Raw genomic sequence first — 21,563 nt, 5'->3', positions numbered from 1 at the left:
TGCGAGGCGCGAGCGCAGTGAGCTTGAGCACCGATAGGTGCGAGGCGCGAACGCAGTGAGCGTGAGCACCGAAGGTGCGAGGCGCGAACGCAGTGAGCGTGAGCACCGAAGGTGCGAGGCGCGAACGCAGTGAGCGTGAGCACCGAAGGTGCGAGGCGCGAACGCAGTGAGCGTGAGCACCGGAGGTGCGAGGTGCGATGTTCCGACAGGAACGGAGCACGAGAAGGCCGAAGGCCTTTGAAGTGCGAACGTAGTGAGCATGAGAAGACCTTCGGTCTTCGAGGGGGGTGCAACCCCCCTCCCCTGTCTCCAACGCGGAAGTGGGTCGCCCTCGCTCGACTGGTCGTTTCAAAAAGGTTGTATGGAGAAGGGGGTCCCTACCCCGTCCGGCGAACCGGCTTCACCGGTGCGCGAAGTAGGCGCTCACCCGGCCGCCGTCCGTCGAATCGATCCGGGCAAACCCGATCCGCTCGAACTGGACGACGCTGCCGGTCTCCCCGGCGACCGGCGGCTCGCAGAACCCTTCGAGGTTCTCGTCCTGCCGGAGAAGTATGCAGGGGAGTTTCGCGTCCGCCGGCAGCCACTGGATGATCGGCGCCTTCTCGCGCCGGGCCTCCTCGAGCGAGTCGCCCGCGTAGGATACCCGCGGCGTATTGCCGTCCCACGCGATCTTCACGTTGTAGAGGTCTTTTAGGCGGACCATGCTCCGCCCTTCGATATCCGCCCGCGGGAGGAGGATCGCTCCCTCGGCGATAAGGGTGCGGACCCCCCGGGAGGGATCGTTCGGATGGAGGGCTGCGTGGGCCTCGCGGCGCGGGGCGCCCTCGACGGTCACCTCGACCGGGTCGGGGACGAAGAAGTAGCGGTTCGCCCTTGGATCGACGAGTTCCTTGTTCCGGGAGTAGAGGTTCTCCCACGAGAACGATATGTCGGTCTCCCCGATCCCGATATCGACCATGGCGTTCCGGACGGCCTCCGGCTCGATGCCGCGGCGCGCGATCGCCCGCATCGTCCCGAGATGGATGTCGTCCCAGCCGGTGTAGAGACCGCTCTTAATCCCTTCGCGCATCCCCGACGTCGAGAGGACGACGCCCGATATCCCCATCCGGCCGTAGTGGCGGTAAACCGGCGGCTTCCAGTTGAAGTAGTCGAAGATGTAGCGCTGCCGTCTCGTGTTCGCGATGTGGTCCTTGCCGCGGATGACGTGGGTGATCCCGAGGAGGTGGTCGTCCACCGCGACCGAGAAGTTCATCAGCGGAAAGACCGTAGCGTCCACCCGCGGGTGGAGAGGCGCGTTCACGATCCGCATCGCGGAGTAGTCCCGCATCGCCGGATCGGGGTGGGCGAGATCCGTCTTCACCCGGACGGTCGCGTCGCCCTCGTAGAACTCCCCATCAAGCATCTGCTGCCAGAGTTCCAGGTTCTCCTCCACGGTCCTCTCCCGGCAGGGGCATGCCTTCCCCTTGAGTTTGAGTTCGCGGAAGCGTTCGGAGTCGCAGACGCAGACGTAGGCGCCGCCGAGTTCGATGAGTTTCCTGCACCAATCGTAGTAGATATCAAGGCGGTCGCTCTGGTAGACGATATCGGTGATCCCGAGCCCCAGCCACTCGACGTCCTCGAGCACCATCGCGTATGCATCGGGATCGACCCGTTTCGGGTCGGTATCCTCGACGCGGAGAACGTACCGGCCGCCGTAGCGTTTGACGTAGTAGTCGTTTAAGATGGAGGCGCGGGCATGCCCGAGGTGGAGCGGCCCGCTCGGGTTCGGCGCGAACCGCATCACCACGCCGTTCTCCGCCCCCTCGAGGGCGGGGAGTTCCCGGACGTGTTCGTGCGTCTCGGTGAGTTCCGCGAGAAGTTCGGGCGCGAGTTCTTTGAGCCGGCTCTTCCTCTCCGCCGCGCTCATCTGCGCCACCTGTGCGACCGCCTTCCCCGCGAGCGCCCCGATCTCCCGTGCACGGCTCCGGAACTCGGGGTGCTTGCCGAGCACCGTGCCGATGACCGTCCCGCTCTTCGGGGCGCTATCGTGCTTCACCGCGTTCTGCAGAGCGTAGATAAAGAGCAGATGCTCGATATCGGCGTCCATGGTATCAGTTGCCTCGAGCGATGAAGAAATCGGCGATCTCCTCAAGAAGCCGCCTCTCCTCCGTGTCCGGGAGAACCGAGAGCGCCTGTTTCGCGACGGCGGCCCGTTCGACGGCGACCGCCCTGACCTGGTCGATGACCCCGGCCTCCCGGAGCCGGGTGATCAGATCGTCGATCTCGGCACCGGAGAGTTCTCTCCGGTACGGGGCGAGGTCGATCCCCTTCTCGCGTGCCCGGATGGCGATCAGGGTCTGCTTCCCTTCCCGGATGTCCGACGCCCGGTCCTTGCCGCTCGCTTCGCTGCTCACAAGGAGATCGATGAGATCGTCCTGGATCTGGAACGCGATACCGCTGTTCACCCCGTACTGGTAGAGGGCGTCGGCCTGGACGGGACTCGCTCCGGCAAGGATTCCGCCGATGGCGGCGGATGCCCCGTAGAGGACGCCGGTCTTCTTGCTGACCATCTCCAGGTACTCCATCTCCAGGACGTCGTCGCGCTTCTCGAACGCCATGTCCATGCTCTGCCCATCGCAGATATCGGTGCACGTCCGGGCAAGCATCTTCACCGCCCGGATCTTGGCGGCGTCCGCGGCTTCCGAGAAGCAGATGAACTCGAACGCCTTCGCGTAGAGGACGTCCCCGGCAAGAATCGCCGTCGGCTCGTCCCAGACCGTATGCACCGTCGGCACGCCGCGCCGGGCGGCGTCGCCGTCCATGATGTCGTCGTGGATGAGGGTGAAGTTGTGGGTCAGTTCGAGCGAAAGGGCCGCCGGGAGCAGGTCGTCGGAGCTCCCCTTTCTCACCGCATCCGCAGCGAGGATGACGACCGCCGGGCGGAGGCGCTTGCCGCCCGCAAGCAGCAGGTGGGCGCTCGCCCGGAAGAGGTCGCCGTGGACATCTCCGAAGTAACGGTGGAGCGCCTTGTCTATCCGCTCGGTATTCATCTCCAGGTAGTCTTCAAGCGTCGTCATGCACTCTCTCCTACTTTATCAGGATACTCTTTCCGTTCCTCATGATGTGGAGGTCGTTGCCGAGCGTATACCCGATCTCCTCCGCGAACTTCGCGTACTCGCCGGTCATTCCGATATCGCCGTGCGACGGAATGACGTGCTGCGGGTTCAAGAGGTGGAGGAACTCGTAGTGGTCCTCCCGGTAGGCGTGGCCGGAGACGTGCAGTTCGTCGAAGATCCGCACGCCCGCCATCTTCGCACGGGCCTCGACCAGGTAGCGCTGCCCGTAGTTCATCGGGTTCGGGATCACCTTCGCCGAGAAGAGGATCTTGTCGCCTTTCTCGAGCTTGTAGGGAGTATCGCCCATCACGATCCTCGTGAGGATGGCGCCCGACTCGCCCTGGTGGCCGGTGACGATCGGGAGGAACTTGTCCTTCCCGGTCTTCATGATCCGCCGCAGTGTCCTATCAACGGTCCGGCGGTTGCCGAACATCGAGAGCGACTCGGGGAACCCGACCAGTTTGAGCTGTTCGGCCGCCGAGCTGTAGCGCTCCATCGACCGCCCGAGCAGGACCGGCTTTCTGCCGATCTCGTGGGCACATTCGGCGATGGTCTTCACACGGGAGATGTGCGACGAGAACGTCGAGACGAAGAGAGCACTCTTGTCGTCCTCGTAACTGGTGATGGTGTCCCGCACCAGATCCCGCGCGATCTTCTCGCTCGGGCAGCGCCCCTTGTCGGCGATGTTGACACTCTCCGTGATGAGAGCGATGACGCCCTCCTTCCCGATCTGCCGCAGTCGGGCGAAGTCCGGCGGCTCCCCGAGCACCGGCGTCCGGTCGAGTTTGAAGTCGTTTGCGTAGACGACCGCGCCCCGCGGCGTGTGCAGGACCGGAAAGATGGTGTCGATGATCGAGTGCTGGGCACGCACGAACTCAAGTGTCAGGTGCGGGGAGATGGTATAGCGCTGCCCGGCTTTCAGGGCAAAGAGCTTGTTGTTCACCCCGAACTTCTGTTCGCCTGCGATCTGCTGCCTGATCAGTTCCGAGGTGTAGGGCGTGCTGATGATCGGGGCGTTGTAGCGGTGCGCCAGTTTCGGGATCGCACCGATATGGTCAAGGTGTCCGTGCGAACAGACGATAGCCTTGACGCTCCCCTCGACCGCATTCATGATGGTGTCATCAGGAATGGCCTTCATCTCGATCAGGTCCAGGGAATGCATATTCTCGATATCAGCATCCTCGTGGATCATCACCTGGTCGAGTCTAAGACCCATATCAAAGATGACAATCTCTTTTCCGCAGCGGACGGCAGTCATATTTCTGCCGACTTCGTTATATCCGCCCACTGCTATGATCTCAATATCCATGTAGCCTCCTTGTAGAGTTTTCCGTTGTTAATCGCTGTTTTCAATCATTTGCCGGGTTAGGCCGGTTATATACGTCCTGGCGTGCCGGAGATCCGCTATAGACCTGGATCCCGTCAGGAACATCGCCACGCGAAGTTCGCGGTGCATCGCCTCGATAGCCGCAGAGAGAGTATCATCGCTCTCCATGGCCGGTCTCAAGAGAGGGAGCGCCATGCCCCCGAGGTCCGCCCCGAGAGCAACGGCTTTCGCGATATCGATCCCCGACCGCAGTCCGCCCGTCGCGATGATCGGGCTTCCTGCCGTCCGCACCTCGCGGAGGCTCACCACCGTCGGTATGCCCCACGAGAGGAATGCCTCTCCGAGATCGGCGAGTTCGGAGCCGCTCGCCCGCAGGCGTTCTATCTTCGCCCACGACGTGCCTCCGTAGCCCCCGATATCGATGGCGCTTGCTCCCGCACCCCGGATAACCCTTGCGGTTCCGGCCGATATGCCGGAACCCGTCTCCTTCACGATGACGGGGTAGGAGAACTCGTTGCAGAGGTTGCGCAGCGCTTCGATGCACCCCTCTGCGTTGTGATCGCCTTCCGGCTGAATCGCTTCCTGAAGCGAATTGATATGGATGGCGATCGCCTGTGCATCGATCATCTCGACAGCCCGCTCCGCCCACTCAATGCCGTGGTCGCGGAGCTGGATGATTCCCAGGTTCGCGCAGAGGAACGCATGCGGCGCTTCCTCCCGCACGACGGTGAAACTTCCCTCCAGTTCGGGCTTCTCCAGTGCCGCTCGCTGAGAACCGACACCCATGCCGAGGTTATACCGTTCGGCGGCACGTGCCAGCCGCCGGTTCACCTCGAGGGTATCCGGATGTCCTCCGGTCATCGCTGCAATGAAGAGAGGGGAGCCGAGTGCTCTACCGAGGAACCGTGTTTTCGTCTCGATCGCGTCCATATCGCACTCAGGAAGAGCGTTATGAACCAGGCGCACGTCCCCGAATCCGGCGTCGCCGGCCTCGACGGGCTGGTCGCAGCATATCTGCAGGTGATCCCGTTTTCTCGAGGACGTGGCGGTCTCTTTCTTCATGGTTTACTCCTTTGCGGTTATCGTTGTTCCGCCATGCCCGGTGCCGTCCAGGAACCGGCCGATCTTCGAGACATGGAAGATGTGTGAATCGATGCCGGCATCGGCCAGTGCCAGAAGCTCCGCAATCTTGCCTTGCATGCCCCCGGTCACGTCGGTGTTTCCCGATCCGCCGACATCGAGCGACTCTACCGTGCTCCGGTCGATGCGCGGGACGACAACCCCATTCTGCAGCACCCCGGTCACATCCGTTGCAAGGCCCACGCGCCGGCTCGCGAGAGCGGCGGCAAGACGGGTCACGAGCTGGTCGCCCGAGACGATGCAGGAGCCCCGGAGACGGTCCATCACCACGTCGCCGTGCAGCACGGGCACAATGCCGTGGTCCGTCATTTCGGCGATGTGGCGGGTCTCGAACGAGACCAGGCGCCCGTCTTCGGCAAGGCCGAGGTCGAGAGGGTGGATGCCGATCGCCTCGACCCCCGCGTCCCGCAGGGCGTCGACGACCGCCGCGTTCAGGCTCGAGACGGCGGTATGCGTCTCGTAGACACCGGGGACGTTATCTCCGGTGAGGCCGTCGTTGATGCGGTAACGCCGGGCCTCGGGATGCCCGCATGACCCCGCACCGTGGACGAGCACGAGAGCGGTCTCTGGGTGTGCGGCGAGTTCCTCCGCAATGTCGCGCAGGCGGGCGTGATCGATGACGCACTCTCCCGACTTGTCGGTGATCACGCTCCCCCCCAGTTTCAGTACCACTCTCTCAGTCATGCTTCTCTTTTCTCGCGCCGTCCGTATCTATCGTCGTGATGATTGCTCTTCCTTCGCAGGCCTCGATGGCCCCGGCAACCCGGCTTTTCGCACGCCGCGGGCAGAGGGCGATGATGCACCCGCCGCCTCCGGCCCCCGTGATCTTCGCGCCGTAGGCCCCGCTTGCCCGTGCCGCAAGCACGAGTTTGCTGCTCACCGGGTGCCCCACGCCGAGCGCCTCCAGGAGGGCATGGTTCATGTCCATATACTGCCCGAGTTCTTTCGGGTTGCCGATGTTATGGAGGGCTGCAAGCGTCACGGCCCCGATGGCATCCAGGATCGGATTCGCGACTTCGGGGTGCTTCCGCCGCAGGTTCCCGACCTGCTCCACCATCTTCGCGGTGCTGTGCGGCACCAGGGTGTTCCCCACGACGACCTGCAGGTTCTCGGGCGGCAGTCTCCGTTTGGAGTTCCCCGTGATGAGCACCATCCCGCCGTTTGCACAGACGTAGGTGTCGGTGGGGCTTGCCCGCCCTTTCTGGACCTTCTTTTCGATGGCGAACGCCGTCTCGGCGACGTACTCGCGGGTGTGCCCGAGGTTGAACTCATCGTTGATCGCAGAGAGCGTTGCCACCGTCACCGCGGCCGACGACCCGAGCCCCGACGAACTCTGGAGCTGGGAGTGGACGTAGACGCTGCCCCGGACCCCCATCATCCTGAAACACTCGTCGATGTAGGGCGACTTCGCACGTGTCGGGTTGCGGGATTTCCTCACCGTGACGAAGACACGGGGTTTGATCGCCATCGCGACCCCCGGTTTTCCGTAGACCACTGCATGCTCGCCGAACAGGAATACCTTGCCCGGCGCGCTCCACGTTGCCAATCACACCACCGCTATCGCCGCATACCCCACTACCTGATTGTAATCCTCCGTCACATCGCCGCTGGTCGTATACCGCAAGAGTTCCCCTCTCGTCGCACCGAGTGACCGGCATGCGATGCACATGGTCGCGATCGGGCCGTAGCCGCAGACCGTGGCACGTGTCTCCTGGAGCCGCCGGTAAAACTCGGGTAGGTCCAGGGTTTTGAGCGCCTCGATCGCGTAGAGGTCCTGTTTGCGGGCCACCTCGTCCGGGACGTAATGGGAGAAGTCGCTTGAGGCGACGATCCGTACGTCTCGCTTCGTGTGCTCGATTGCCTGGAGCAGGTGCTCCGCGAGACCTATTGCCGCCTCGTAGGTTTGTTCTCCCATGAGAACGGGTGCGGCCCTTGCTCTCGGGAACCGGTATTTTATGAACGGCATCTGCACCTCGATCGAGTGCTCGCTCCGGTGCGATGCTTCGTCTATCTCGATATCCATCGCGTCGATGAACTCCGTATCGACATCGACGATCCCGAGCGGCGTCTCCCACGGTACGGCAGAGGCACAGGTCATGTACCCACGATGACTCGGGCCGATGACCAGAAACGTGCCGTCAAAATCAGGTGGTATGGTAGAGAATGCACAGGCTCCGGTCTCCCCCGAGTATACGTATCCTGCATGGGGAGAGACGATGCCCCAGGGATTGAATCCCCGGACCCTTCTTCTGGAAGAATGTCTCCAGCAGTTGCTCCAGATGCCTGGGCTCGGCAGGATAGAACATTCCCGCTACACTGCATGGGCGCATATCCATCAAGGTTGAGCTCTTGTGCTTCGGATCTTATAACTCTGTCTCAAAGTCTTCGGGCGTGAGCGATGTGGTCACGCCGCGCAGGCGGAGCAGTTCCTTTGTCAGGAGGTAGTAGACCACCGAGAGCGCCTTCCGCCCCTTGTTGTTCGTCGGGATGACCACATCGACGTACTTCGTCATGTTGTTGGTGTCACAGAGAGCGACGATCGGGATACCCACCTGGACAGCCTCGGCGATCGTCTGGGAGTCGCCGATGGGGTCGGTCACCACGACCACGTCTGGCTCGATGTACTTATTTAAGCCATGTAAGCGCTGGTTGGTGAGCATCCCGGGGATGAACCGGCCGATGACGGCCATGCCGCCGACGGCGTCGGCGAACTTCTTTGCCGGGTACTGGCCGTACTGCCGGGAAGTGACGACCAGGATCTTCGAAGGCTCGTATTGCGAAAGGAACTTCGCAGCAGTCTTGATCCGTTCGTCGGTTGCCTGGATGTCCAGGATATAGAGTCCGTCTCCGCGCACGCGGTAGATGAACTTCATCATGTCCTTGCTCTTCTGCTGGGTGCCGATGTGCACACCTGCCGCGAGGTATTCCTCAACGGGCAACAGCGGTTCTTTCAGTTCAATCTCAAGTTCGTTTCCTGTCAAGTTAGATCAGCTCCTCTATGCGAATCAGTTCATTCAGTTTGGCTATCCGTTCACCGCCGACCACGCCGGTCTTGAGGAAGATGCACCCGAACGCGGTTGCAAGGTGTGCTATCGTCGCGTCGGTCGTCTCTCCGGAACGGTGGCTCATGACGGTCTCCATACCGTTCTCCTGGGCGAGGCGTATCGCCTCGAAGGTATCGGTGAGCGTCCCTATCTGGTTTGGTTTGATCAGGACGCAGTTTGCCGCGCCCGTCTCGGTGCCCTTCGTAATCCGCTCGACGTTGGTCACGAAGAGGTCGTCGCCGCAGATCAGGCAACGGTCGCCCACCTGTTCGGTCAGGTCGGCGAACGCCTCGAAGTCCTCCTCGAAGAGGGGGTCCTCGATGTAGATGAGGTTGTAGCGGTCGACGAGATCCGCCATGTAGGCGACCTGGTCCTCCCGGCTCCGTGCCGCGTCCTTGTAGCGGTACTGCTCGCCGTTCCAGAGTTCGCTTGCCGCCACGTCGATCCCCATCCGGACCTCGACATTCGTCTCGTCGGAGACGGTGTCGATTGCCTCGCTGATGATCTCGAACGCCTCAATGTCGGAGACGGCAGGTGCCCAGGCGCCTTCATCTCCTTTCCCGGAGAGTTTGCCCTGCTCCTGCAGCATCTTTTTCACGGTCCTGTGAACGGCAGCGTTCACGAAGACGCCTTCCGTCGCGCCGCAAGCCCCGGTGGGAACCACCAGGAATTCCTGGATGGATGTGGCGTTGGGGGCGTGTGCGCCTCCGCCGATGACGTTGCCGAGCGGCAGGGGCGTCTCGGCGGCAAATGCGCCCCCGAGGTAGCGGAAGAGTTCCAGGTCGAGAGACGACGCAGCCGCCTTTGCACACGCAAGTGAGAGTGCTACGGCGACGTTTGCGCCGATCGAACTGAAGTCGGCTGTTCCGTCGTTCTCTCTGAGCAGTGCGTCGAACGTGATCTGATCACGGGTGTCTTCACCGATGAGCGATGGAATCAGGTTTTTCCGCGCGTCCTCGACAGCCTCGCGCGGCGGCCGCACCTTTGCTTCATAGGTTCCGGTGCTGGCACCACTGGGTGCCGCAGCCCGCCCGAAGCCGCAATCCGTGTAGATTTCAGCCTCGACGGTCTCGTTTCCGCGGCTATCCAGGATCGTTCTCAGGGCAATCTGTTCGATGGTCGTCATCTGATCACTACTTTCTCTTCACCGTTATAGGGATCATGTCTTGATCGTACTCTTCAAGTGCGATCTCGAGCGGCTCTGTTTTTGGTGTTTTGACCAGAACAGGAGCACCCATCGAGATCTGGAGAGCACGAGCCCCTATAATTCGCGCCCGTTCATACCGGGTATATGATTCCATCGTGCAGCCTCAAAATCATTAATGATAAAATGGGGTCGCTGAGATTTGAACTCAGGTCACAGCATCCCGAACGCCATAGGATGGCCAGGCTACCCCACGACCCCTCATTGGTACGGATTCAGGTCCTCCACTGTTTCCTTGTGCGTCAGCAGCATTCGCCTGCAACAGTAACGCTCCAGACCGAGATCGTCGAGGATCCGTTTTGGATCCTCGCCTGCATCCCGCCGCTCCTTGAACTCCTTCCAGGCTGTAGAGACGACCTTACCGCATGTAAAACATCGTACGGGTATCATAATAATGGTCCAGTATCCCTTATATCTCTTTTGCTCACCGGTAGGACTTCTGGAACTTCGCCCGTGCGCCGGGGCCGTGCGGTTTCTTGCTCTCTTTCTGCCGCGAGTCGTTTACGAGCAGTGTCCGGTCGTATGCAAGGAATGCGTCCTTTATCTGAGGGTCGTTGTGCCACTCCACGATGCCGCGCGCGAGCGCCGTCCGGACTGCTTCTGCCTGTCCCATCGTCCCGCCGCCGGAGACGTCGATCGCTGCGTCGACGCCGTCGAGCGCGTTCGGAACGAGCAGCAGCGGCTCGGCGATCTTCAGACGGAGCAACTCCGTCCCGTAGATCTCCAGGGGCACGGAGTTGATGCGGACCCGGCCGCTGCCGGGCTTTAAGGTCGCGCGGGCGATTGCCGTCTTTCTCTTACCGCTTGAATTGATGATCTTTGCCATTTCATCACCTCATTTAGTATTTTGCTCCGAGGTTGTTGCTTATCGCCCCGATCGTCACGTATCTCGTGCTGCCCAGCCGGTCGACGTGGGCCGCTTCGAGCGTCTCCGTCTCCATCCCGTCGAACTCCATTGGAACGCCGACGTAGGTCTTGATCCGCTTGAATGCCGCGATACCGCGCTCGCGTTTGTACGGGAGCATCCCGCGGATGGTGCGCTTGACGATGTGGTCGGGCCTGCGCGGGAAGAACGGGCCGCCCTCGCGGGATCCGCGCTCGCGCTTCGTGGTGTAATTCGCGAGCACCTGCGCCTTGTTTCCGGAGACGATTGCCTTTTCCACATTCACGATGGCGATCTCCTCGCCGGCAAGCGCACGCTGCGCGACGATGCTGGCCATCCTTCCGAGCAGTAATCCGTCTGCATCGATAACTGTAACCATTCGTCTCACCTGAGGATCCGTACCCTGCTCCCCTTCGGGTTGTCCCGAACGAGGTCCTCGATAGTCATGCACGTCCCGTTTGCGCCGGTGATCTTGCTCACCGCCGCCTCAGAGAAGTCCAGTGCGGCGATCTTCACCGGCAGGCTGAGCGCGCCGCTGCCGAGCACCTTGCCCGGCACCAGGATCGTCTCGCCTTCGTTCGCGTACCGGTTGATCTTGCTGAGGTTCACCTCTGCGTAGTTCTTCCGGGGTGCATCCAGCCTCTTTGCAATCTCGCGCCAGATACCCGCCTCATGCACGCGTGACGCATCTTTGAGCGTCATGATGAGGGCGGTCAGCCGGGGGTTCGATTTATTCTCGGTTGTCTTCTTCATTCAGTCCCCTCTCCCGTAATCTCGTTCATCACGTCTACCAGGTCGTCTGATGATTTCTGGATATACTGTAGCGCTCTCTCGATGATCTCGCGGACGGGCATCGAGCCGTCGCTCTCCACCACGAAGATAAATCTCTCCGCATCGGTGCTGATATGGATGGCCGGCTCGTCGCCGATGCCGCCGGCAAGGCATGCCCGCTCGCAGAGCTTGCAGAGGGAACAGAGTTCCTGCCGCCCTTCAACGACCCGGACCTTGCCCTGTGCTGGCTCGAGAACGTTCCTCGGGCACTCGTCGATACACATGCCGCACCCGTCGCACCTCGCGTCGATGGCGATCACCGGGTAGTTCTTGTAGCCGCAGGCGGTCGTCGCCTGCCACTTGGCATGCTCTTTTCCGGTGCCGACGACTGCCTGCGCTTCGAGCACGACCTTCTGGTCTTTTGCGAGCTCGATGATGGGGATCTCCGCCTCCGCCGGTGCGGCGTCGGGGTCCTGCGGTATCAGGTCGCTTGAGGTGACGGTCTTCGGCCCCTCGACGGAGAGCGTATAGGTCGCGGTGCAGGCCGAACATCCGACGCCCTCGCAGGAGCACTCGCTGCGCGGTTTGTAGACCTTGAGGTCCGTCCGGAGCGGAATGAGTCCCAGGCGGTGCGCCAGCATCTCGTCGAAGAGAACGCTTGTGTTGTCGTAGATGCGGACATCCTCGATGGCGAGCGTCGGCACTTCGCTGATCATCGCCCGCCGGAACATATTGGCAAACGACGTCGAAACGCCGCTCAGGGTGAATTTGGCGACTCTCTCATCCAGTCGAGAAAACGCTATCTCCATTACACTCTCCTTCCTCTCCGGCCGCCTTTGCCGCGGATGCTGTCGTGAGGCACCGGGGTGACGTCTTCGATGCGGCCGATCTTCATCCCTGCACGGGCAAGGGCGCGGATCGCTGCCTGGGCGCCGGGCCCCGGGCTCCGCTGCTTGCCCCGACCGGGTGCGCGGACCTTCACGTGGACACCGGTGATGCCCTTGTCCCGTGCGTTCTGCGCGACCTGGATCGCCATCTGCATGGCTGCGTACGGCGAGCTCTCGTTCCGGTCCTGTTTCACGACCATGCCGCCGCTGCTCTTGGTGACCGTCTCCGCTCCGGAGAGGTCGGTGACGGTGATGATGGTGTTGTTGAAGGAGGCATAGATGTGCGCGATGCCCCATTTCTCTTCTGCCATGGTTTTACCTCACTCCTGCGCGAGCAATGCGGCTTCTCTCGGGGTGAACCTCGTTCGTGAGCGGGGAGGGCCCGTAGTAGCTGATCTCGGCCTCTTCGGCTCTCTCGACCCGGTAACCCGGGATGGTCACGCGGCGGCCGTTAATCGCGATGTGGCCGTGGGTGATGAACTGGCGCGCCTGCTTGGGGGATCGTGCGAACCCCCTGCGGAGAACCAGCGTCTGAAGCCGGCGGTCGAGCTGCTGCTCGACTTTGAGCGCGAGGACGTCACCGACATCGGCGTTCTCGCCGACGAGACCGTAGCGGTACAGGTGGTTGACGAGCTGGTCTCTCTTCTTCTGGTAGTCCTCCGTGCTGAGTCCACCCGAGCGCAGCGCCACCAGTTCACGGGCAGCGGCGCGGTATTTCCGCAGCACGCTCTGGGCTTTCCAGAGTTCGCGCTTGTTCCGCAGGCCGTAATCGATGATGAGCCGCTTTTCGTCCTCAAGTCTGGTCTTCTCGAACCGCCGCTTGGGCGTCGCGTACTGCTTGTGGTTTTTTCCTGGATATCCCATTCAATCACCGTTCAGTCTTTCTTCCTCTTGACGCCGACGGTCGTGCCGGTTCTTCCGGTGGACTTGGTGCGCTGGCCGCGGACCTTCTGCCCGGTCTCGTGCCTGATGCCGCGGTAACTCCGCATCTTCCTCATGCGGTTGACGTCGTCGTCGTTCATCATGGAGAGGTCCGCCCCGAGGAGGTGGCGGACTTCTCCGGTGTAGACGTCCTTAGGACGGTTGACCATCCAGTCGGGCACCTGTTCGGTATACGTGTCGACGGCGTTTGCGATCCGTCCGACGGATTCGTCGTCCAGCTTGCCGAGTATGGCATGCGGGTCCACGCCGGCAAGGGCGGTGATGGTGCGCGACGTGTGCGGACCAATGCCCTTGATCCCGGTCAGTGCGATATGCACTGCCTTGGTGCCGTCGAGATCAGTGTTTCTGACTCGAACAAAGTACTTTATCTCTTCTTCATCCATGTGATCGCCTCATCATCGACGTTGTCGGTGAAAGCGCTGAGGGAGGGATTTGAACCCTCGAGTCCCAGGGGGACACAGGTTTAGCAAACCTGCGCCATACCAGGCTTGGCTACCTCAACATAGAACTTCGCATCTTTCGACACTCGCAACACGCGATGTGTTGCTCCAGACACAGCATTCTATGACTTGTGCCTACTAATTTTGGCTCCGTCAATTAATAATGATTGTGGTGTTCAGGGAGACCGGCGAGCGCGCTCGATACCGCTCCCGATCAGCCCCGATACAACGATGGGAAGCGCGATCGTGGCGTCGCAGAAACACTGGACGCGCGGGCACGCAGGCGCCTCCTTGCCCCAGCTGATTGCCTCTTCAAACGTGCACCCGGAGAGACCGCCCCAGTGGGGGGCGTCGGTGGTGTACTGGATGGCATAGGCGTGCCCGCCGAGGTTTTGGTCGTGGATCGACGCGATGACCTGGGTCTGCTGGATGAAGTTCTTCGGGACGCCGCCGCCGACGTAGATGACGCCGGTCTTCTGCGCGTCCTCGACCATACGGGTGATCTCGTCGGTATCGGCGAGCTGGTCGATATCGACGTCGACCCCGCGCCGGCGGGCCATCACGAGACCGATCCCGATCGACGAGTCGCAGAGGGCGGGGATGAAGATCGGGACGCCGTACTCAGTGCAGGTGGCGACGAGCGACTGTCCCTCCGGCCGCTGCTCGCGGAGCCAGTCCCCGAGGAGCCGGATGAACTCCCGCGACGAACCCCGGAACGGCGCTATGGTGTCGGCGAACCGCGAAATCTCTGCATCAATGCTCCGGAACTCCTCCTCGTAGGCAAAGACGTCGTATATCCGGTCGATCCCCTCTTTAAAGAGCGCCTCGTCGTCCGCGTGGTGGTGGCCGAGGTAGTGCCGGACCCCGAGGTGCTCGCAGGTATCGTGGAAGATGTTCGCGCCCGTCGAGACGATGACGTCGACGTAGCGATGTTTGACGAGTTCGATGAGCACGTTCTGCATACCTGCCGGGATCATCGCGCCCGACAGTCCCATGAATATCGTGCAGTCCGGATCGGCGACCATCCTGGTCCAGATGCCGAGCGACTCTCCGAGTTTTCTCCCCTGAAAGCCGGTCTTGCTCATGGACTCTAAGAGGGCCGTTATATCGCTGTTTGGTTTGACTGGCTGCGTAGGTTTCATGGAAATATCGAGATACCGTTTCTGGTTGTGGGGTATTAATAATTGGCACGGGGGGACGGAATGACTGCCCGTAGAGCAGGAGTTCGAGAAGACCGAAGGTCTTCGAGGCGCGAACGTAGTGAGCGTGAGCACCGTTACGTGCGAGGCGTGAGCGATAGCGAACGTAAGCACCGTTAGGTGCGAGGAGCGGAGCAGGAGCACCGGAGATGCGCCTACGAACGGCAGGAGTTCGAGCACCGTCAGGTGCGAGCGAACGGGGCGGATGGAGATTTCGGCACTAGCATTATGTGAGGATGGGGAGGGGGCGGGTCGCGGCGAGAGCATGAGAGGTGGTTATGGTCTTGCAGAAGCAGGGATATTCAAGATGCAAGGACAAAGCCCCGTACGCTGGACCGTGGGGCTATCGCCATTGGGGGAACGACGCTCCGAAGAACGACTGTCCGCAGGATGCGAGGGCCCGCAGGGCCGGAGCTTGAGAAACCCGAAGGGTTTCGGACAGGAGTTCGAGCACCGAAGGTGCGAGGTGGGGCTGACGGGGAGGGGGGAGCATCCCCCCTCCCCTGTCTCCACCAGATACAACAATACCTGTAACCCCCCACCCCACCCGCGCTTCGCGCTCCTCAATCGCACCTTCGGTGCTCATGCTCCGGCCCCGTGGCCCGTCGCAACTCACACCTGACGGTGCTCAAACTCCTGCTGTTCCAGCAGTCGCACCCCGCCCCAAAGGGGCGGGGGCAGTGCGTGGCGATATCCGATGGGAATCCGTGTACGCGATGAGCGATGGTCTGAAGGACATCCAATGAGTCGCCCTTCAATGAGTTCCCGCAAGTCTACACTTTGAGATTTAGACCCGGAGCATCAAGCTCCCCGCCGAAAAAGAGTTGGTTTCAGGTTCCTTCACAGGGCCTGGACGAGTGAGTTCCGGGTCGCGACGCCCGTAATCCTGCCGTTCTGTTTGATCGGGACGGAACTGATGTTCTTCTTGAGCATCAGGTCGATGACGTCGGAGACGTCCGTATCCGCGTCCACTGCGATCAGGGGCGCGGTCATGATGTCACGCACGAGGAGGTTCCTGATCCGGTAGTCCTGGTGCGTCCCCTCCACGAGATCCTTGAACGCATGGAGCGCCTTTGCGACATCGGTCTCCGTGACGATGCCTAGGACTCTATCGCCGTCCTCGACGATGAACCGGTCGATCTCGCCGTCAAGCATTCTGCGGCGGAGATGGACGGCGCGTTCCTCGCCCTGAATGGTGTGCGCCGGCTCCATGACGTCGAGGATGCCGCCCGGCGGGCGGAGCACCTTCAAGAGGTCGCCCGCCGTCACCTGCCCGATCAGGCGGTGCTCGGCATCGAAGACCACGACCAGCTTGTAGTGCTGGAGCAGCGGCACCAGAATGTCGATGCTCTGGTCGGGATACGCGGAGGTGAAGTCTTCCTCGACCGTGTTCGCGACATGAATGGATGTGGCCTTCAGCGCCTGGGTCTTCCTGCTCCCGAGCGTCTCAGCGATTGCCGCGCGGGACGTCGTTCCGATGACCGTGCCGTTGTTGGTCACGATAAGCGGATCGACGCCTTCGCCAAGCATCTTATCGAGCGCTTCGCTGACAAAGGCGGACTTCGCGATGGTGATCGGTTTCGCCATCACGTCTTTGACGAGTACCTGAAATCTGTCGCTCATTTTGCCACTTCCTTGATGATATCATCTCTCTTGAGCATACCGCGGATATCACCGTTCTCCACGACGACGAGGCTGTTGATCTGGTGCTCCAGCATCAACCCGACGGCATCCTGGAGGGATGCATCGGGGGATACGGTGATGACCGGGCGGCTCATGATGTCTTCTGCAACTGCCGATACCTCGACGACGTATCTGAAGCGTTTCTGCCCCGCCGGCCCCTCTTTCCTGAGGTGAGTAACATCCTTTTTGGGCAGGTTCATTCGCTCGTCCAGATACTCGTAAAATGCGAGGTTACTCTCCGTAATTATGCCGGCAAGGCTCCCATTGTCGTTTACGACAATAAGTTTATCGTTTTTTCCCTTTATCGTGTCGATGACGTGATCGAGCGAGTGATACCGGTTGACCGTGGCCGCATCCTCCATGATCTCGCTGACCTTTGCGGTGAGTCCCCGGATATGGGCCGAACGCATCACATCCAGTTTGGTGACGATGCCGCTCACCCTGCCGTCTTCAATCACGGGAATCCCGGAGATGTCTTTATCGAGCATGATGGTTGCGATATCGCGGATGGTGGTCTCCGGCGCTACCGTGATCGGCTCCGGTGCCATCAGGACGCTGACCGGAATCCGGTCGATCGGGCGCCGCCGCCACATCGGTTCAGTCTGTCTGAGCCGGTAAGCGATATCCTTCTTGGTAAGGATGCCCCGGAGTTTGTCTCCTTCCATGACAGGCAGCCTCGATACCCGGTGTTTGAGCATGAGATTTCGCGCATAGGCGACGTTATCCTCCGGTGCAACGACGTACACCGGAGATGCCATCACATCAATGGCCCGCATCTTCGCATCACTCCTCAGAAAATGCTTTCACAAGGTCGTATTCCGTCACGAGACCGACAAGGTGCGAGTCTTCTATGACCGGGAACGCCCCGACACGCCGCCGGATCATCTCGAGAGCGATGTCATGGATGTTCCGGTCGGGCGTGATGGTGTGCAGTTCCCCGGAGAGGAGCGACCTCACCGGCGCTCCCATGACCTCTGCGGAGTCCCCGGTCGTCAGCTGCTCGAACGCCTTGCCCTTCCCGAGATAACTCATGATGTCGGTGGCGGTGACGATCCCGCAGAGGACGTCGTCGGCAACGACCGGAAGGCGCCTGAACCGGCATTTCACCATCTCCCGGCAGACGTTGCCGATCGAGGTGTCGGGGCCGGTGACGCGTACTGAAGATTTCATGATATCTTCCGCCTTGCGGCCCGAGTGCTCGGTGGTGAGCACCTTCATCACGTCGCGCTCGGTCACGATGCCCTTCAGTCCCCCTTCCGTGTCGGTGATGGGAATTCCGCCGATATTTTTGTTGACGATGATATCGACCGCGTCGGCGATGGTGCCGGTTAAGGGCATGGTGACCAGGTGCGGAGTCATGACCTCGCGGAGCCCCTCGTTGATGGCCGCGAGGAAGTTCCCTCCATGCTTCACCTGAACGAGGTTGAACTTATCGCCGCCGCCCATGAAGTTGATGATGTCGCCGACGGTCACGATCCCCCGAAGATGGTGCGTCCCCGCGTCGACGACCGGCAGTCTGCGGAACCCTTCCCGGGTCATGATCCCGACTGCTGGATGATCGTGGTCGTCTGCTGCGCCACAACAACGTTTCTCGTGGCGATCGCCATGATCTCGCCTTCATGTTCGGCGATCTTTGACTTGAAGTCGACCGGCCCGCGTTCGCGTCTGCCCGGCATCTTCAGGAGCCTGTCGGCCGGTTTCTTATCCGAGTTATTCGAGTTGGGTTGCATCCTATCACTCCTTTGAAATTGTGGTATTTGGAGTCTTCCTCAGGGCAAGCGGCCACTGAGGACGTCATGACGGTCGATAACGCCGACGAGGTGCTTTTTCTCGTCGATGACCGGGAGCATGCTGACGTCGTGTTCGACCATCAGCCGGCTCGCCGCTGCTATGGTGTCGTCCGGCGTCACCGAGATGACGGGTGTCGTCATCACCCGCTCGACGGTGGTGTCTGCCTGGTTCTTCACCGATGTGCGGAGATTCCCGGCGCGCAGGAGATCCCGGCGGGAGACTATGCCGATAGTCTCTTTCTTCTGCACCACCGGAAACGCGGTGAATCCGCTCGCGACAATCAGGCTGTAGACGCGGTGTACGGGTTCGTCCGGTGTGCAGGTGACGGGCTCTCGCGACATGGCGTCCCCGACCCTGCCGGGGATGGTGCGACGGGAGATCAGGACGGGGAAGAGTTCGGAGAAGAGCACCCCTCCCTGGTACACGCCGTCTTCGTCGACTACCGCAGCGCTGTTTGTACGGGCATTCATTATAGCGATGCCTGCCTCTGTAAGAGGGGTATTCCGGGAAACCCGGGCTGCCTCCCGAACAAACCCATTGATCGTGACGTTCGACTTGGTGTCCATGATTCGCAGGACATCGGAGATATCGAGATACCCTCTCAGACGGTTCTTTTCGTCCACAATGTAGAGTTCGCGAAAGACGTCGTCCCGGAGGATGCTCCTTGCTTTTGTGACGTAATCGTCGTAATGCAGGGTGGGAATCTCTACCATCAGGTTAGAGGCAACCTTCATAGCAACTGCTCCTCCTCCCGACAGGCGGGGCAGAGCATAAGGTTGTCGACCCTTGATAAGTCGTCGGAGATGTTCCCGCACCGGTCGCAGACCCCCATGGCGTACTCCTCTTCGCGGTTGATTTCTATGAGATCCGCCAGCAGCTCGTTCACTTCGGCCGCGACGGTGAGGATGTCCCGAACAGTCACGATCCCGATGACCATCTGGTCCTCAACGACGGGGAGCCTGCGGACACGGTGCTTCACCATCATTGCTGCGGCGTCCCCGACCAGCTTGTCGGCATCGATCGTGATGAGGGGCGTGCTCATGATCTCGCTGACGTGAATATCACCCGGCTTTAAATTTTTAGCCACGACTTTGCAGTTGATATCCTCCTCCGTGACGATCCCGGTGGGCAGGTTGTTCTGCAGCACGATGCAACTCCCGACCTCATCGCGGCACATGATCTGCGCCGCCCGGGCGACGGTCTCACCAACATCGATAGTTGTTGGATGACTCTGCATGACCTCCCTGACTGGTATGCGTGTCTCGAAGCGGATGGCATCGCTATTTTTCATCATGGGATTCTCCTAATCTGGCCGCAATTTGAGCCAATTCTCCTGGTGCAAGTCTATCTAGGTTTCAACAGTATAAAAGAATTCTCTCACTCCGGGAATGTTGTTTGTCTGCAAAATGGAGAGAATGCGCCGGACGGAACATATAATTATATTTATTTGTGAGTGCCACAACTCACTTACGTATAGGCAAATCGGCCTACCTGAGGGAGCTTAATGACGTTCTTAGTTCGTACGAAAAAAAAGATCTCGGGGCTATTGAAGACGCTCTTTAAGAAGCGGACCTGCCGCATCGGGATCTACGGCCCTCCCAATGCCGGCAAGACGACGCTTGCGAACCGGATCGTGCGGGATTGGGTCGGTGATGCGGTCGGCCCGGTCAGCGAGGTGCCTCACGAAACCCGGCGCGTCCGGCGCAAAGAAGACATCACCATCACAGGCCAGAACGGCAGCTCGATCACCATCGACATCGTCGATACGCCGGGCGTAACGACCAAGATCGACTACAACGAGTTCGTCGAGTACGGCATCGAGAAGGAAGAAGCGGTCAAGCGGGCGCGGGAGGCGACCGAGGGTGTTGCCGAGGCGATGCACTGGCTCCGCGAGGATATCGACGGCGTCATCTACATGCTCGACTCCACGCTGGACCCGTTCCAGCAGGTGAACATCATGCTTGTCGGGATCATCGAAAGCCGGAAGCTTCCGGTTCTGATCGTCGCAAACAAAAACGATCTCCCCGACGCGTCTCCCGCGCGGATCAAGAGCGCGTTTCCCCAGCACCCCGTGATCTCCATATCGGGTCTCGAAGGGAACAACGTGGATGAGCTGTACGAGCAGATGACGGCATATTTCGGGTGATTGAGATGATACAGGGTGTACAGATAGACCTGATTTCTGCGGAACGTCTCGATCGTCTCACAGCGATGGAGAAGATCCGCCTGATTCTCGATGACGTCATGGAAGGGAACATCGTTATCCTGGAGAAAGGTCTCGCGCCGGAAGAGCAGAGCAAGCTCATCGAGATCACGATGCGGGAGATCGCCCCGGACGGATTCTCCGGGATCGAGATGGAGACCTATCCCATCAGGGATGCCCAGAACGGGTTCCTGGCGAAACTTCTCGGGGGGAAGCGTTCCGAGACCCGGCTGACCGTGATCGGGCCCGCCAACCAGCTCAGGACGCTCAAGAAGGAGAAGGATCTCATCAGCGCATGGGTCTCCTCTTCGAGATGAACGGATATCAGAGGTGATACATGCCTCACAAGTGCACGCAATGCGGCAGAGAGTTCGAGGACGGTTCGACGAAGATACTGAAGGGATGTCCGAGCTGCGGCGGGAAGAAGTTTCTCTACATCCGTGAGGCCGAACGGCACGACGACGTGCTGAAGGAGAAGACCATCGACGAAATTGTCCGGGATACAGGCGAGGACGTGCTTGAGGTCAAGCCGGATCGTCGAAAAAAAGAGGAGATCGAGGTCTTTGAAAGGATTGAGAGCATCCGCATCCTTGGTCCCGGGTCGTACGAACTGAATATCGAGAAGCTGGCCCGATCGGACGAGGTCGTTGTCGGACTGGAAAACGAAGGAAAATACGTTGTGGATATCCTCTCCATGGCCAAGAAAAAAAAGTGATTCGATATCCACTGCTTTAAATTGAGGGGCGGGCGCTGCTTTTGCAGCATTGCGCCCCCAACCGAAGATATAAATATCCTTAGGACCCTTTTGAGGTACAACACGTAATCCGACACTCAATGACGCATGTCGGAGCGACGGTTTCCTGCATGAGAACATGAAACTCTCATGAACCCTTTGCGCAGATCGGATTTCATTATCGATCTCTCATGCACCTGTCCCCGACTGGTAACGGATTG

Annotated in this window: 28 protein-coding genes and 2 tRNA genes; 3 read left to right on the top strand and 27 right to left on the bottom strand. The window is 60.5% G+C overall.

The annotated features are described in order from the left end of the window. Nucleotides 1-400: 400 nt before the first annotated feature. The 27 genes from EI28_RS06665 to EI28_RS06550 all read right to left on the bottom strand — a co-directional run bounded on the left by EI28_RS06665 (nucleotide 401) and on the right by EI28_RS06550 (nucleotide 19,700). Entirely contained in the window at nucleotides 401-2,086 is a 1,686-nt protein-coding gene (locus EI28_RS06665) for a glutamate--tRNA ligase (protein WP_048113699.1), read from the bottom strand. Between the two features lie 4 nt (nucleotides 2,087-2,090). Then, entirely contained in the window at nucleotides 2,091-3,056 is a 966-nt protein-coding gene (locus EI28_RS06660; protein ID WP_048113697.1) for a polyprenyl synthetase family protein, read from the bottom strand. A gap of 10 nt (nucleotides 3,057-3,066) precedes the next feature. Continuing rightward, nucleotides 3,067-4,404: an RNase J family beta-CASP ribonuclease gene (locus EI28_RS06655; protein ID WP_048113695.1), complete on the bottom strand. Its 1,338-nt coding sequence runs from the start codon at nucleotides 4,402-4,404 to the stop codon at nucleotides 3,067-3,069. A 27-nt stretch (nucleotides 4,405-4,431) separates the two neighbouring features. Next, a complete protein-coding gene (fni, locus tag EI28_RS06650; protein WP_048113693.1) occupies nucleotides 4,432-5,484 on the bottom strand; it encodes a type 2 isopentenyl-diphosphate Delta-isomerase in 1,053 nt (350 codons plus the stop codon). 3 nt (nucleotides 5,485-5,487) lie between these two features. Continuing rightward, nucleotides 5,488-6,246 carry an isopentenyl phosphate kinase gene (locus EI28_RS06645; RefSeq protein WP_048113691.1) on the bottom strand — a complete coding sequence of 253 codons (759 nt, stop codon included), beginning with the start codon at nucleotides 6,244-6,246 and terminating at the stop codon, nucleotides 5,488-5,490. After that, a complete protein-coding gene (mvk, locus tag EI28_RS06640) occupies nucleotides 6,239-7,108 on the bottom strand; it encodes a mevalonate kinase (RefSeq protein ID WP_048113689.1) in 870 nt (289 codons plus the stop codon). Before mvk ends, EI28_RS06645 begins: the two co-directional genes overlap by 8 nt. After that, entirely contained in the window at nucleotides 7,109-7,780 is a 672-nt protein-coding gene (gene amrB / locus EI28_RS06635; protein WP_231476627.1) for an AmmeMemoRadiSam system protein B, read from the bottom strand. A 145-nt stretch (nucleotides 7,781-7,925) separates the two neighbouring features. After that, complete coding sequence (gene rpsB / locus EI28_RS06630; RefSeq protein ID WP_082223104.1) at nucleotides 7,926-8,543, bottom strand: 30S ribosomal protein S2; 618 nt, start codon at nucleotides 8,541-8,543, stop codon at nucleotides 7,926-7,928. Nucleotide 8,544: 1 nt separating this feature from the next. Next, nucleotides 8,545-9,732, bottom strand: a complete 1,188-nt coding sequence (gene eno / locus EI28_RS06625) for a phosphopyruvate hydratase (protein WP_048113687.1) — start codon at nucleotides 9,730-9,732, stop codon at nucleotides 8,545-8,547. Between the two features lie 7 nt (nucleotides 9,733-9,739). Further along, nucleotides 9,740-9,907, bottom strand: coding sequence for a DNA-directed RNA polymerase subunit K (locus EI28_RS13465; protein WP_011844643.1), 168 nt, complete (start codon nucleotides 9,905-9,907; stop codon nucleotides 9,740-9,742). Nucleotides 9,908-9,937: 30 nt separating this feature from the next. Beyond that, a tRNA-Pro gene (locus EI28_RS06620) sits at nucleotides 9,938-10,011 on the bottom strand. Continuing rightward, the gene (locus EI28_RS13460; protein ID WP_011844642.1) at nucleotides 10,012-10,200 is read right to left on the bottom strand and encodes a DNA-directed RNA polymerase subunit N; all 189 of its coding nucleotides are present in this window, start codon (nucleotides 10,198-10,200) and stop codon (nucleotides 10,012-10,014) included. It abuts the tRNA gene before it with no gap. Nucleotides 10,201-10,234: 34 nt separating this feature from the next. Next, nucleotides 10,235-10,636, bottom strand: a complete 402-nt coding sequence (locus EI28_RS06615) for a 30S ribosomal protein S9 (protein WP_011844641.1) — start codon at nucleotides 10,634-10,636, stop codon at nucleotides 10,235-10,237. Nucleotides 10,637-10,649: 13 nt separating this feature from the next. Continuing rightward, nucleotides 10,650-11,072 (bottom strand): 50S ribosomal protein L13, encoded by a 423-nt coding sequence (locus EI28_RS06610; RefSeq protein ID WP_048113685.1) that lies wholly within the window; start codon nucleotides 11,070-11,072, stop codon nucleotides 10,650-10,652. Nucleotides 11,073-11,077: 5 nt separating this feature from the next. After that, on the bottom strand, nucleotides 11,078-11,446 hold the full coding sequence (locus EI28_RS06605; protein WP_048113683.1) for a 50S ribosomal protein L18e: 369 nt from the start codon (nucleotides 11,444-11,446) through the stop codon (nucleotides 11,078-11,080). Further along, on the bottom strand, nucleotides 11,443-12,273 hold the full coding sequence (locus EI28_RS06600; protein ID WP_048113681.1) for a DNA-directed RNA polymerase subunit D: 831 nt from the start codon (nucleotides 12,271-12,273) through the stop codon (nucleotides 11,443-11,445). Before EI28_RS06600 ends, EI28_RS06605 begins: the two co-directional genes overlap by 4 nt. Beyond that, nucleotides 12,273-12,662, bottom strand: a complete 390-nt coding sequence (locus EI28_RS06595; RefSeq protein WP_048113679.1) for a 30S ribosomal protein S11 — start codon at nucleotides 12,660-12,662, stop codon at nucleotides 12,273-12,275. Before EI28_RS06595 ends, EI28_RS06600 begins: the two co-directional genes overlap by 1 nt. A gap of 4 nt (nucleotides 12,663-12,666) precedes the next feature. Further along, entirely contained in the window at nucleotides 12,667-13,215 is a 549-nt protein-coding gene (locus EI28_RS06590) for a 30S ribosomal protein S4 (RefSeq protein ID WP_048113677.1), read from the bottom strand. Between the two features lie 11 nt (nucleotides 13,216-13,226). Continuing rightward, nucleotides 13,227-13,676 (bottom strand): 30S ribosomal protein S13, encoded by a 450-nt coding sequence (locus EI28_RS06585; protein ID WP_048113675.1) that lies wholly within the window; start codon nucleotides 13,674-13,676, stop codon nucleotides 13,227-13,229. Nucleotides 13,677-13,710: 34 nt separating this feature from the next. After that, a tRNA-Ser gene (locus EI28_RS06580) sits at nucleotides 13,711-13,795 on the bottom strand. A 114-nt stretch (nucleotides 13,796-13,909) separates the two neighbouring features. Then, on the bottom strand, nucleotides 13,910-14,875 hold the full coding sequence (locus EI28_RS06575; RefSeq protein ID WP_048113673.1) for a deoxyhypusine synthase: 966 nt from the start codon (nucleotides 14,873-14,875) through the stop codon (nucleotides 13,910-13,912). An 897-nt stretch (nucleotides 14,876-15,772) separates the two neighbouring features. Beyond that, on the bottom strand, nucleotides 15,773-16,555 hold the full coding sequence (locus EI28_RS06570) for an HPP family protein (RefSeq protein WP_048113671.1): 783 nt from the start codon (nucleotides 16,553-16,555) through the stop codon (nucleotides 15,773-15,775). Further along, nucleotides 16,552-17,391, bottom strand: coding sequence for a CBS domain-containing protein (locus EI28_RS06565; RefSeq protein ID WP_048113669.1), 840 nt, complete (start codon nucleotides 17,389-17,391; stop codon nucleotides 16,552-16,554). Before EI28_RS06565 ends, EI28_RS06570 begins: the two co-directional genes overlap by 4 nt. Nucleotides 17,392-17,398: 7 nt before the next feature. After that, nucleotides 17,399-18,154, bottom strand: coding sequence for a CBS domain-containing protein (locus tag EI28_RS06560; protein ID WP_369792259.1), 756 nt, complete (start codon nucleotides 18,152-18,154; stop codon nucleotides 17,399-17,401). After that, complete coding sequence (locus EI28_RS15435) at nucleotides 18,151-18,291, bottom strand: hypothetical protein (RefSeq protein ID WP_369792258.1); 141 nt, start codon at nucleotides 18,289-18,291, stop codon at nucleotides 18,151-18,153. The genes EI28_RS06560 and EI28_RS15435 overlap by 4 nt, the downstream gene beginning before the upstream one ends. Nucleotides 18,292-18,384: 93 nt before the next feature. Further along, nucleotides 18,385-19,140 carry a CBS domain-containing protein gene (locus tag EI28_RS06555; protein WP_048113667.1) on the bottom strand — a complete coding sequence of 252 codons (756 nt, stop codon included), beginning with the start codon at nucleotides 19,138-19,140 and terminating at the stop codon, nucleotides 18,385-18,387. After that, nucleotides 19,137-19,700 carry a cyclic nucleotide-binding/CBS domain-containing protein gene (locus tag EI28_RS06550; protein ID WP_048113665.1) on the bottom strand — a complete coding sequence of 188 codons (564 nt, stop codon included), beginning with the start codon at nucleotides 19,698-19,700 and terminating at the stop codon, nucleotides 19,137-19,139. Before EI28_RS06550 ends, EI28_RS06555 begins: the two co-directional genes overlap by 4 nt. A gap of 210 nt (nucleotides 19,701-19,910) precedes the next feature. Between EI28_RS06550 and EI28_RS06545 the strand changes: the two genes are divergently transcribed. The 3 genes from EI28_RS06545 to EI28_RS06535 are packed head-to-tail and all read left to right on the top strand — an operon-like array spanning nucleotide 19,911 to nucleotide 21,324. After that, the gene (locus tag EI28_RS06545) at nucleotides 19,911-20,552 is read left to right on the top strand and encodes an Era-like GTP-binding protein (RefSeq protein WP_048113663.1); all 642 of its coding nucleotides are present in this window, start codon (nucleotides 19,911-19,913) and stop codon (nucleotides 20,550-20,552) included. A 5-nt stretch (nucleotides 20,553-20,557) separates the two neighbouring features. After that, nucleotides 20,558-20,926: a DUF2073 domain-containing protein gene (locus EI28_RS06540; RefSeq protein WP_048113714.1), complete on the top strand. Its 369-nt coding sequence runs from the start codon at nucleotides 20,558-20,560 to the stop codon at nucleotides 20,924-20,926. A gap of 20 nt (nucleotides 20,927-20,946) precedes the next feature. Next, entirely contained in the window at nucleotides 20,947-21,324 is a 378-nt protein-coding gene (locus EI28_RS06535) for a Zn-ribbon domain-containing protein (RefSeq protein WP_048113661.1), read from the top strand. The last annotated feature ends 239 nt before the right edge of the window (nucleotides 21,325-21,563 follow it).

This window comes from Methanoculleus sp. MH98A, from assembly GCF_000691865.1.
In the GTDB taxonomy this organism is placed as follows: Archaea; Halobacteriota; Methanomicrobia; order Methanomicrobiales; family Methanoculleaceae; genus Methanoculleus.
Note: the sequence above shows the minus strand (reverse complement) of the source record. Positions and strands in the feature narration are given on the sequence as shown.

What these genes read in the sequence shown, in the direction of transcription:
- EI28_RS06575 (WP_048113673.1), bottom strand. Translation starts at nt 14,875, where the DNA reads ATGAAACCTACGCAGCCAGTCAAACCAAACAGCGATATAACGGCCCTC.
- EI28_RS06555 (WP_048113667.1), bottom strand. Translation starts at nt 19,140, where the DNA reads ATGAAGGTTGCCTCTAACCTGATGGTAGAGATTCCCACCCTGCATTAC.
- EI28_RS06590 (WP_048113677.1), bottom strand. Translation starts at nt 13,215, where the DNA reads ATGGGATATCCAGGAAAAAACCACAAGCAGTACGCGACGCCCAAGCGG.
- EI28_RS15435 (WP_369792258.1), bottom strand. Translation starts at nt 18,291, where the DNA reads ATGCCGGGCAGACGCGAACGCGGGCCGGTCGACTTCAAGTCAAAGATC.
- EI28_RS06565 (WP_048113669.1), bottom strand. Translation starts at nt 17,391, where the DNA reads ATGCGGGCCATTGATGTGATGGCATCTCCGGTGTACGTCGTTGCACCG.
- EI28_RS06545 (WP_048113663.1), top strand. Translation starts at nt 19,911, where the DNA reads ATGACGTTCTTAGTTCGTACGAAAAAAAAGATCTCGGGGCTATTGAAG.
- EI28_RS06610 (WP_048113685.1), bottom strand. Translation starts at nt 11,072, where the DNA reads ATGGTTACAGTTATCGATGCAGACGGATTACTGCTCGGAAGGATGGCC.
- EI28_RS06595 (WP_048113679.1), bottom strand. Translation starts at nt 12,662, where the DNA reads ATGGCAGAAGAGAAATGGGGCATCGCGCACATCTATGCCTCCTTCAAC.
- EI28_RS06615 (WP_011844641.1), bottom strand. Translation starts at nt 10,636, where the DNA reads ATGGCAAAGATCATCAATTCAAGCGGTAAGAGAAAGACGGCAATCGCC.
- EI28_RS13460 (WP_011844642.1), bottom strand. Translation starts at nt 10,200, where the DNA reads ATGATACCCGTACGATGTTTTACATGCGGTAAGGTCGTCTCTACAGCC.
- EI28_RS06665 (WP_048113699.1), bottom strand. Translation starts at nt 2,086, where the DNA reads ATGGACGCCGATATCGAGCATCTGCTCTTTATCTACGCTCTGCAGAAC.
- EI28_RS06655 (WP_048113695.1), bottom strand. Translation starts at nt 4,404, where the DNA reads ATGGATATTGAGATCATAGCAGTGGGCGGATATAACGAAGTCGGCAGA.
- EI28_RS06600 (WP_048113681.1), bottom strand. Translation starts at nt 12,273, where the DNA reads ATGGAGATAGCGTTTTCTCGACTGGATGAGAGAGTCGCCAAATTCACC.
- EI28_RS06550 (WP_048113665.1), bottom strand. Translation starts at nt 19,700, where the DNA reads ATGATGAAAAATAGCGATGCCATCCGCTTCGAGACACGCATACCAGTC.
- EI28_RS13465 (WP_011844643.1), bottom strand. Translation starts at nt 9,907, where the DNA reads ATGGAATCATATACCCGGTATGAACGGGCGCGAATTATAGGGGCTCGT.
- fni (WP_048113693.1), bottom strand. Translation starts at nt 5,484, where the DNA reads ATGAAGAAAGAGACCGCCACGTCCTCGAGAAAACGGGATCACCTGCAG.
- EI28_RS06540 (WP_048113714.1), top strand. Translation starts at nt 20,558, where the DNA reads ATGATACAGGGTGTACAGATAGACCTGATTTCTGCGGAACGTCTCGAT.
- EI28_RS06560 (WP_369792259.1), bottom strand. Translation starts at nt 18,154, where the DNA reads ATGACCCGGGAAGGGTTCCGCAGACTGCCGGTCGTCGACGCGGGGACG.
- EI28_RS06605 (WP_048113683.1), bottom strand. Translation starts at nt 11,446, where the DNA reads ATGAAGAAGACAACCGAGAATAAATCGAACCCCCGGCTGACCGCCCTC.
- EI28_RS06645 (WP_048113691.1), bottom strand. Translation starts at nt 6,246, where the DNA reads ATGACTGAGAGAGTGGTACTGAAACTGGGGGGGAGCGTGATCACCGAC.
- eno (WP_048113687.1), bottom strand. Translation starts at nt 9,732, where the DNA reads ATGACGACCATCGAACAGATTGCCCTGAGAACGATCCTGGATAGCCGC.
- EI28_RS06660 (WP_048113697.1), bottom strand. Translation starts at nt 3,056, where the DNA reads ATGACGACGCTTGAAGACTACCTGGAGATGAATACCGAGCGGATAGAC.
- EI28_RS06570 (WP_048113671.1), bottom strand. Translation starts at nt 16,555, where the DNA reads ATGAGCGACAGATTTCAGGTACTCGTCAAAGACGTGATGGCGAAACCG.
- EI28_RS06585 (WP_048113675.1), bottom strand. Translation starts at nt 13,676, where the DNA reads ATGGATGAAGAAGAGATAAAGTACTTTGTTCGAGTCAGAAACACTGAT.
- EI28_RS06535 (WP_048113661.1), top strand. Translation starts at nt 20,947, where the DNA reads ATGCCTCACAAGTGCACGCAATGCGGCAGAGAGTTCGAGGACGGTTCG.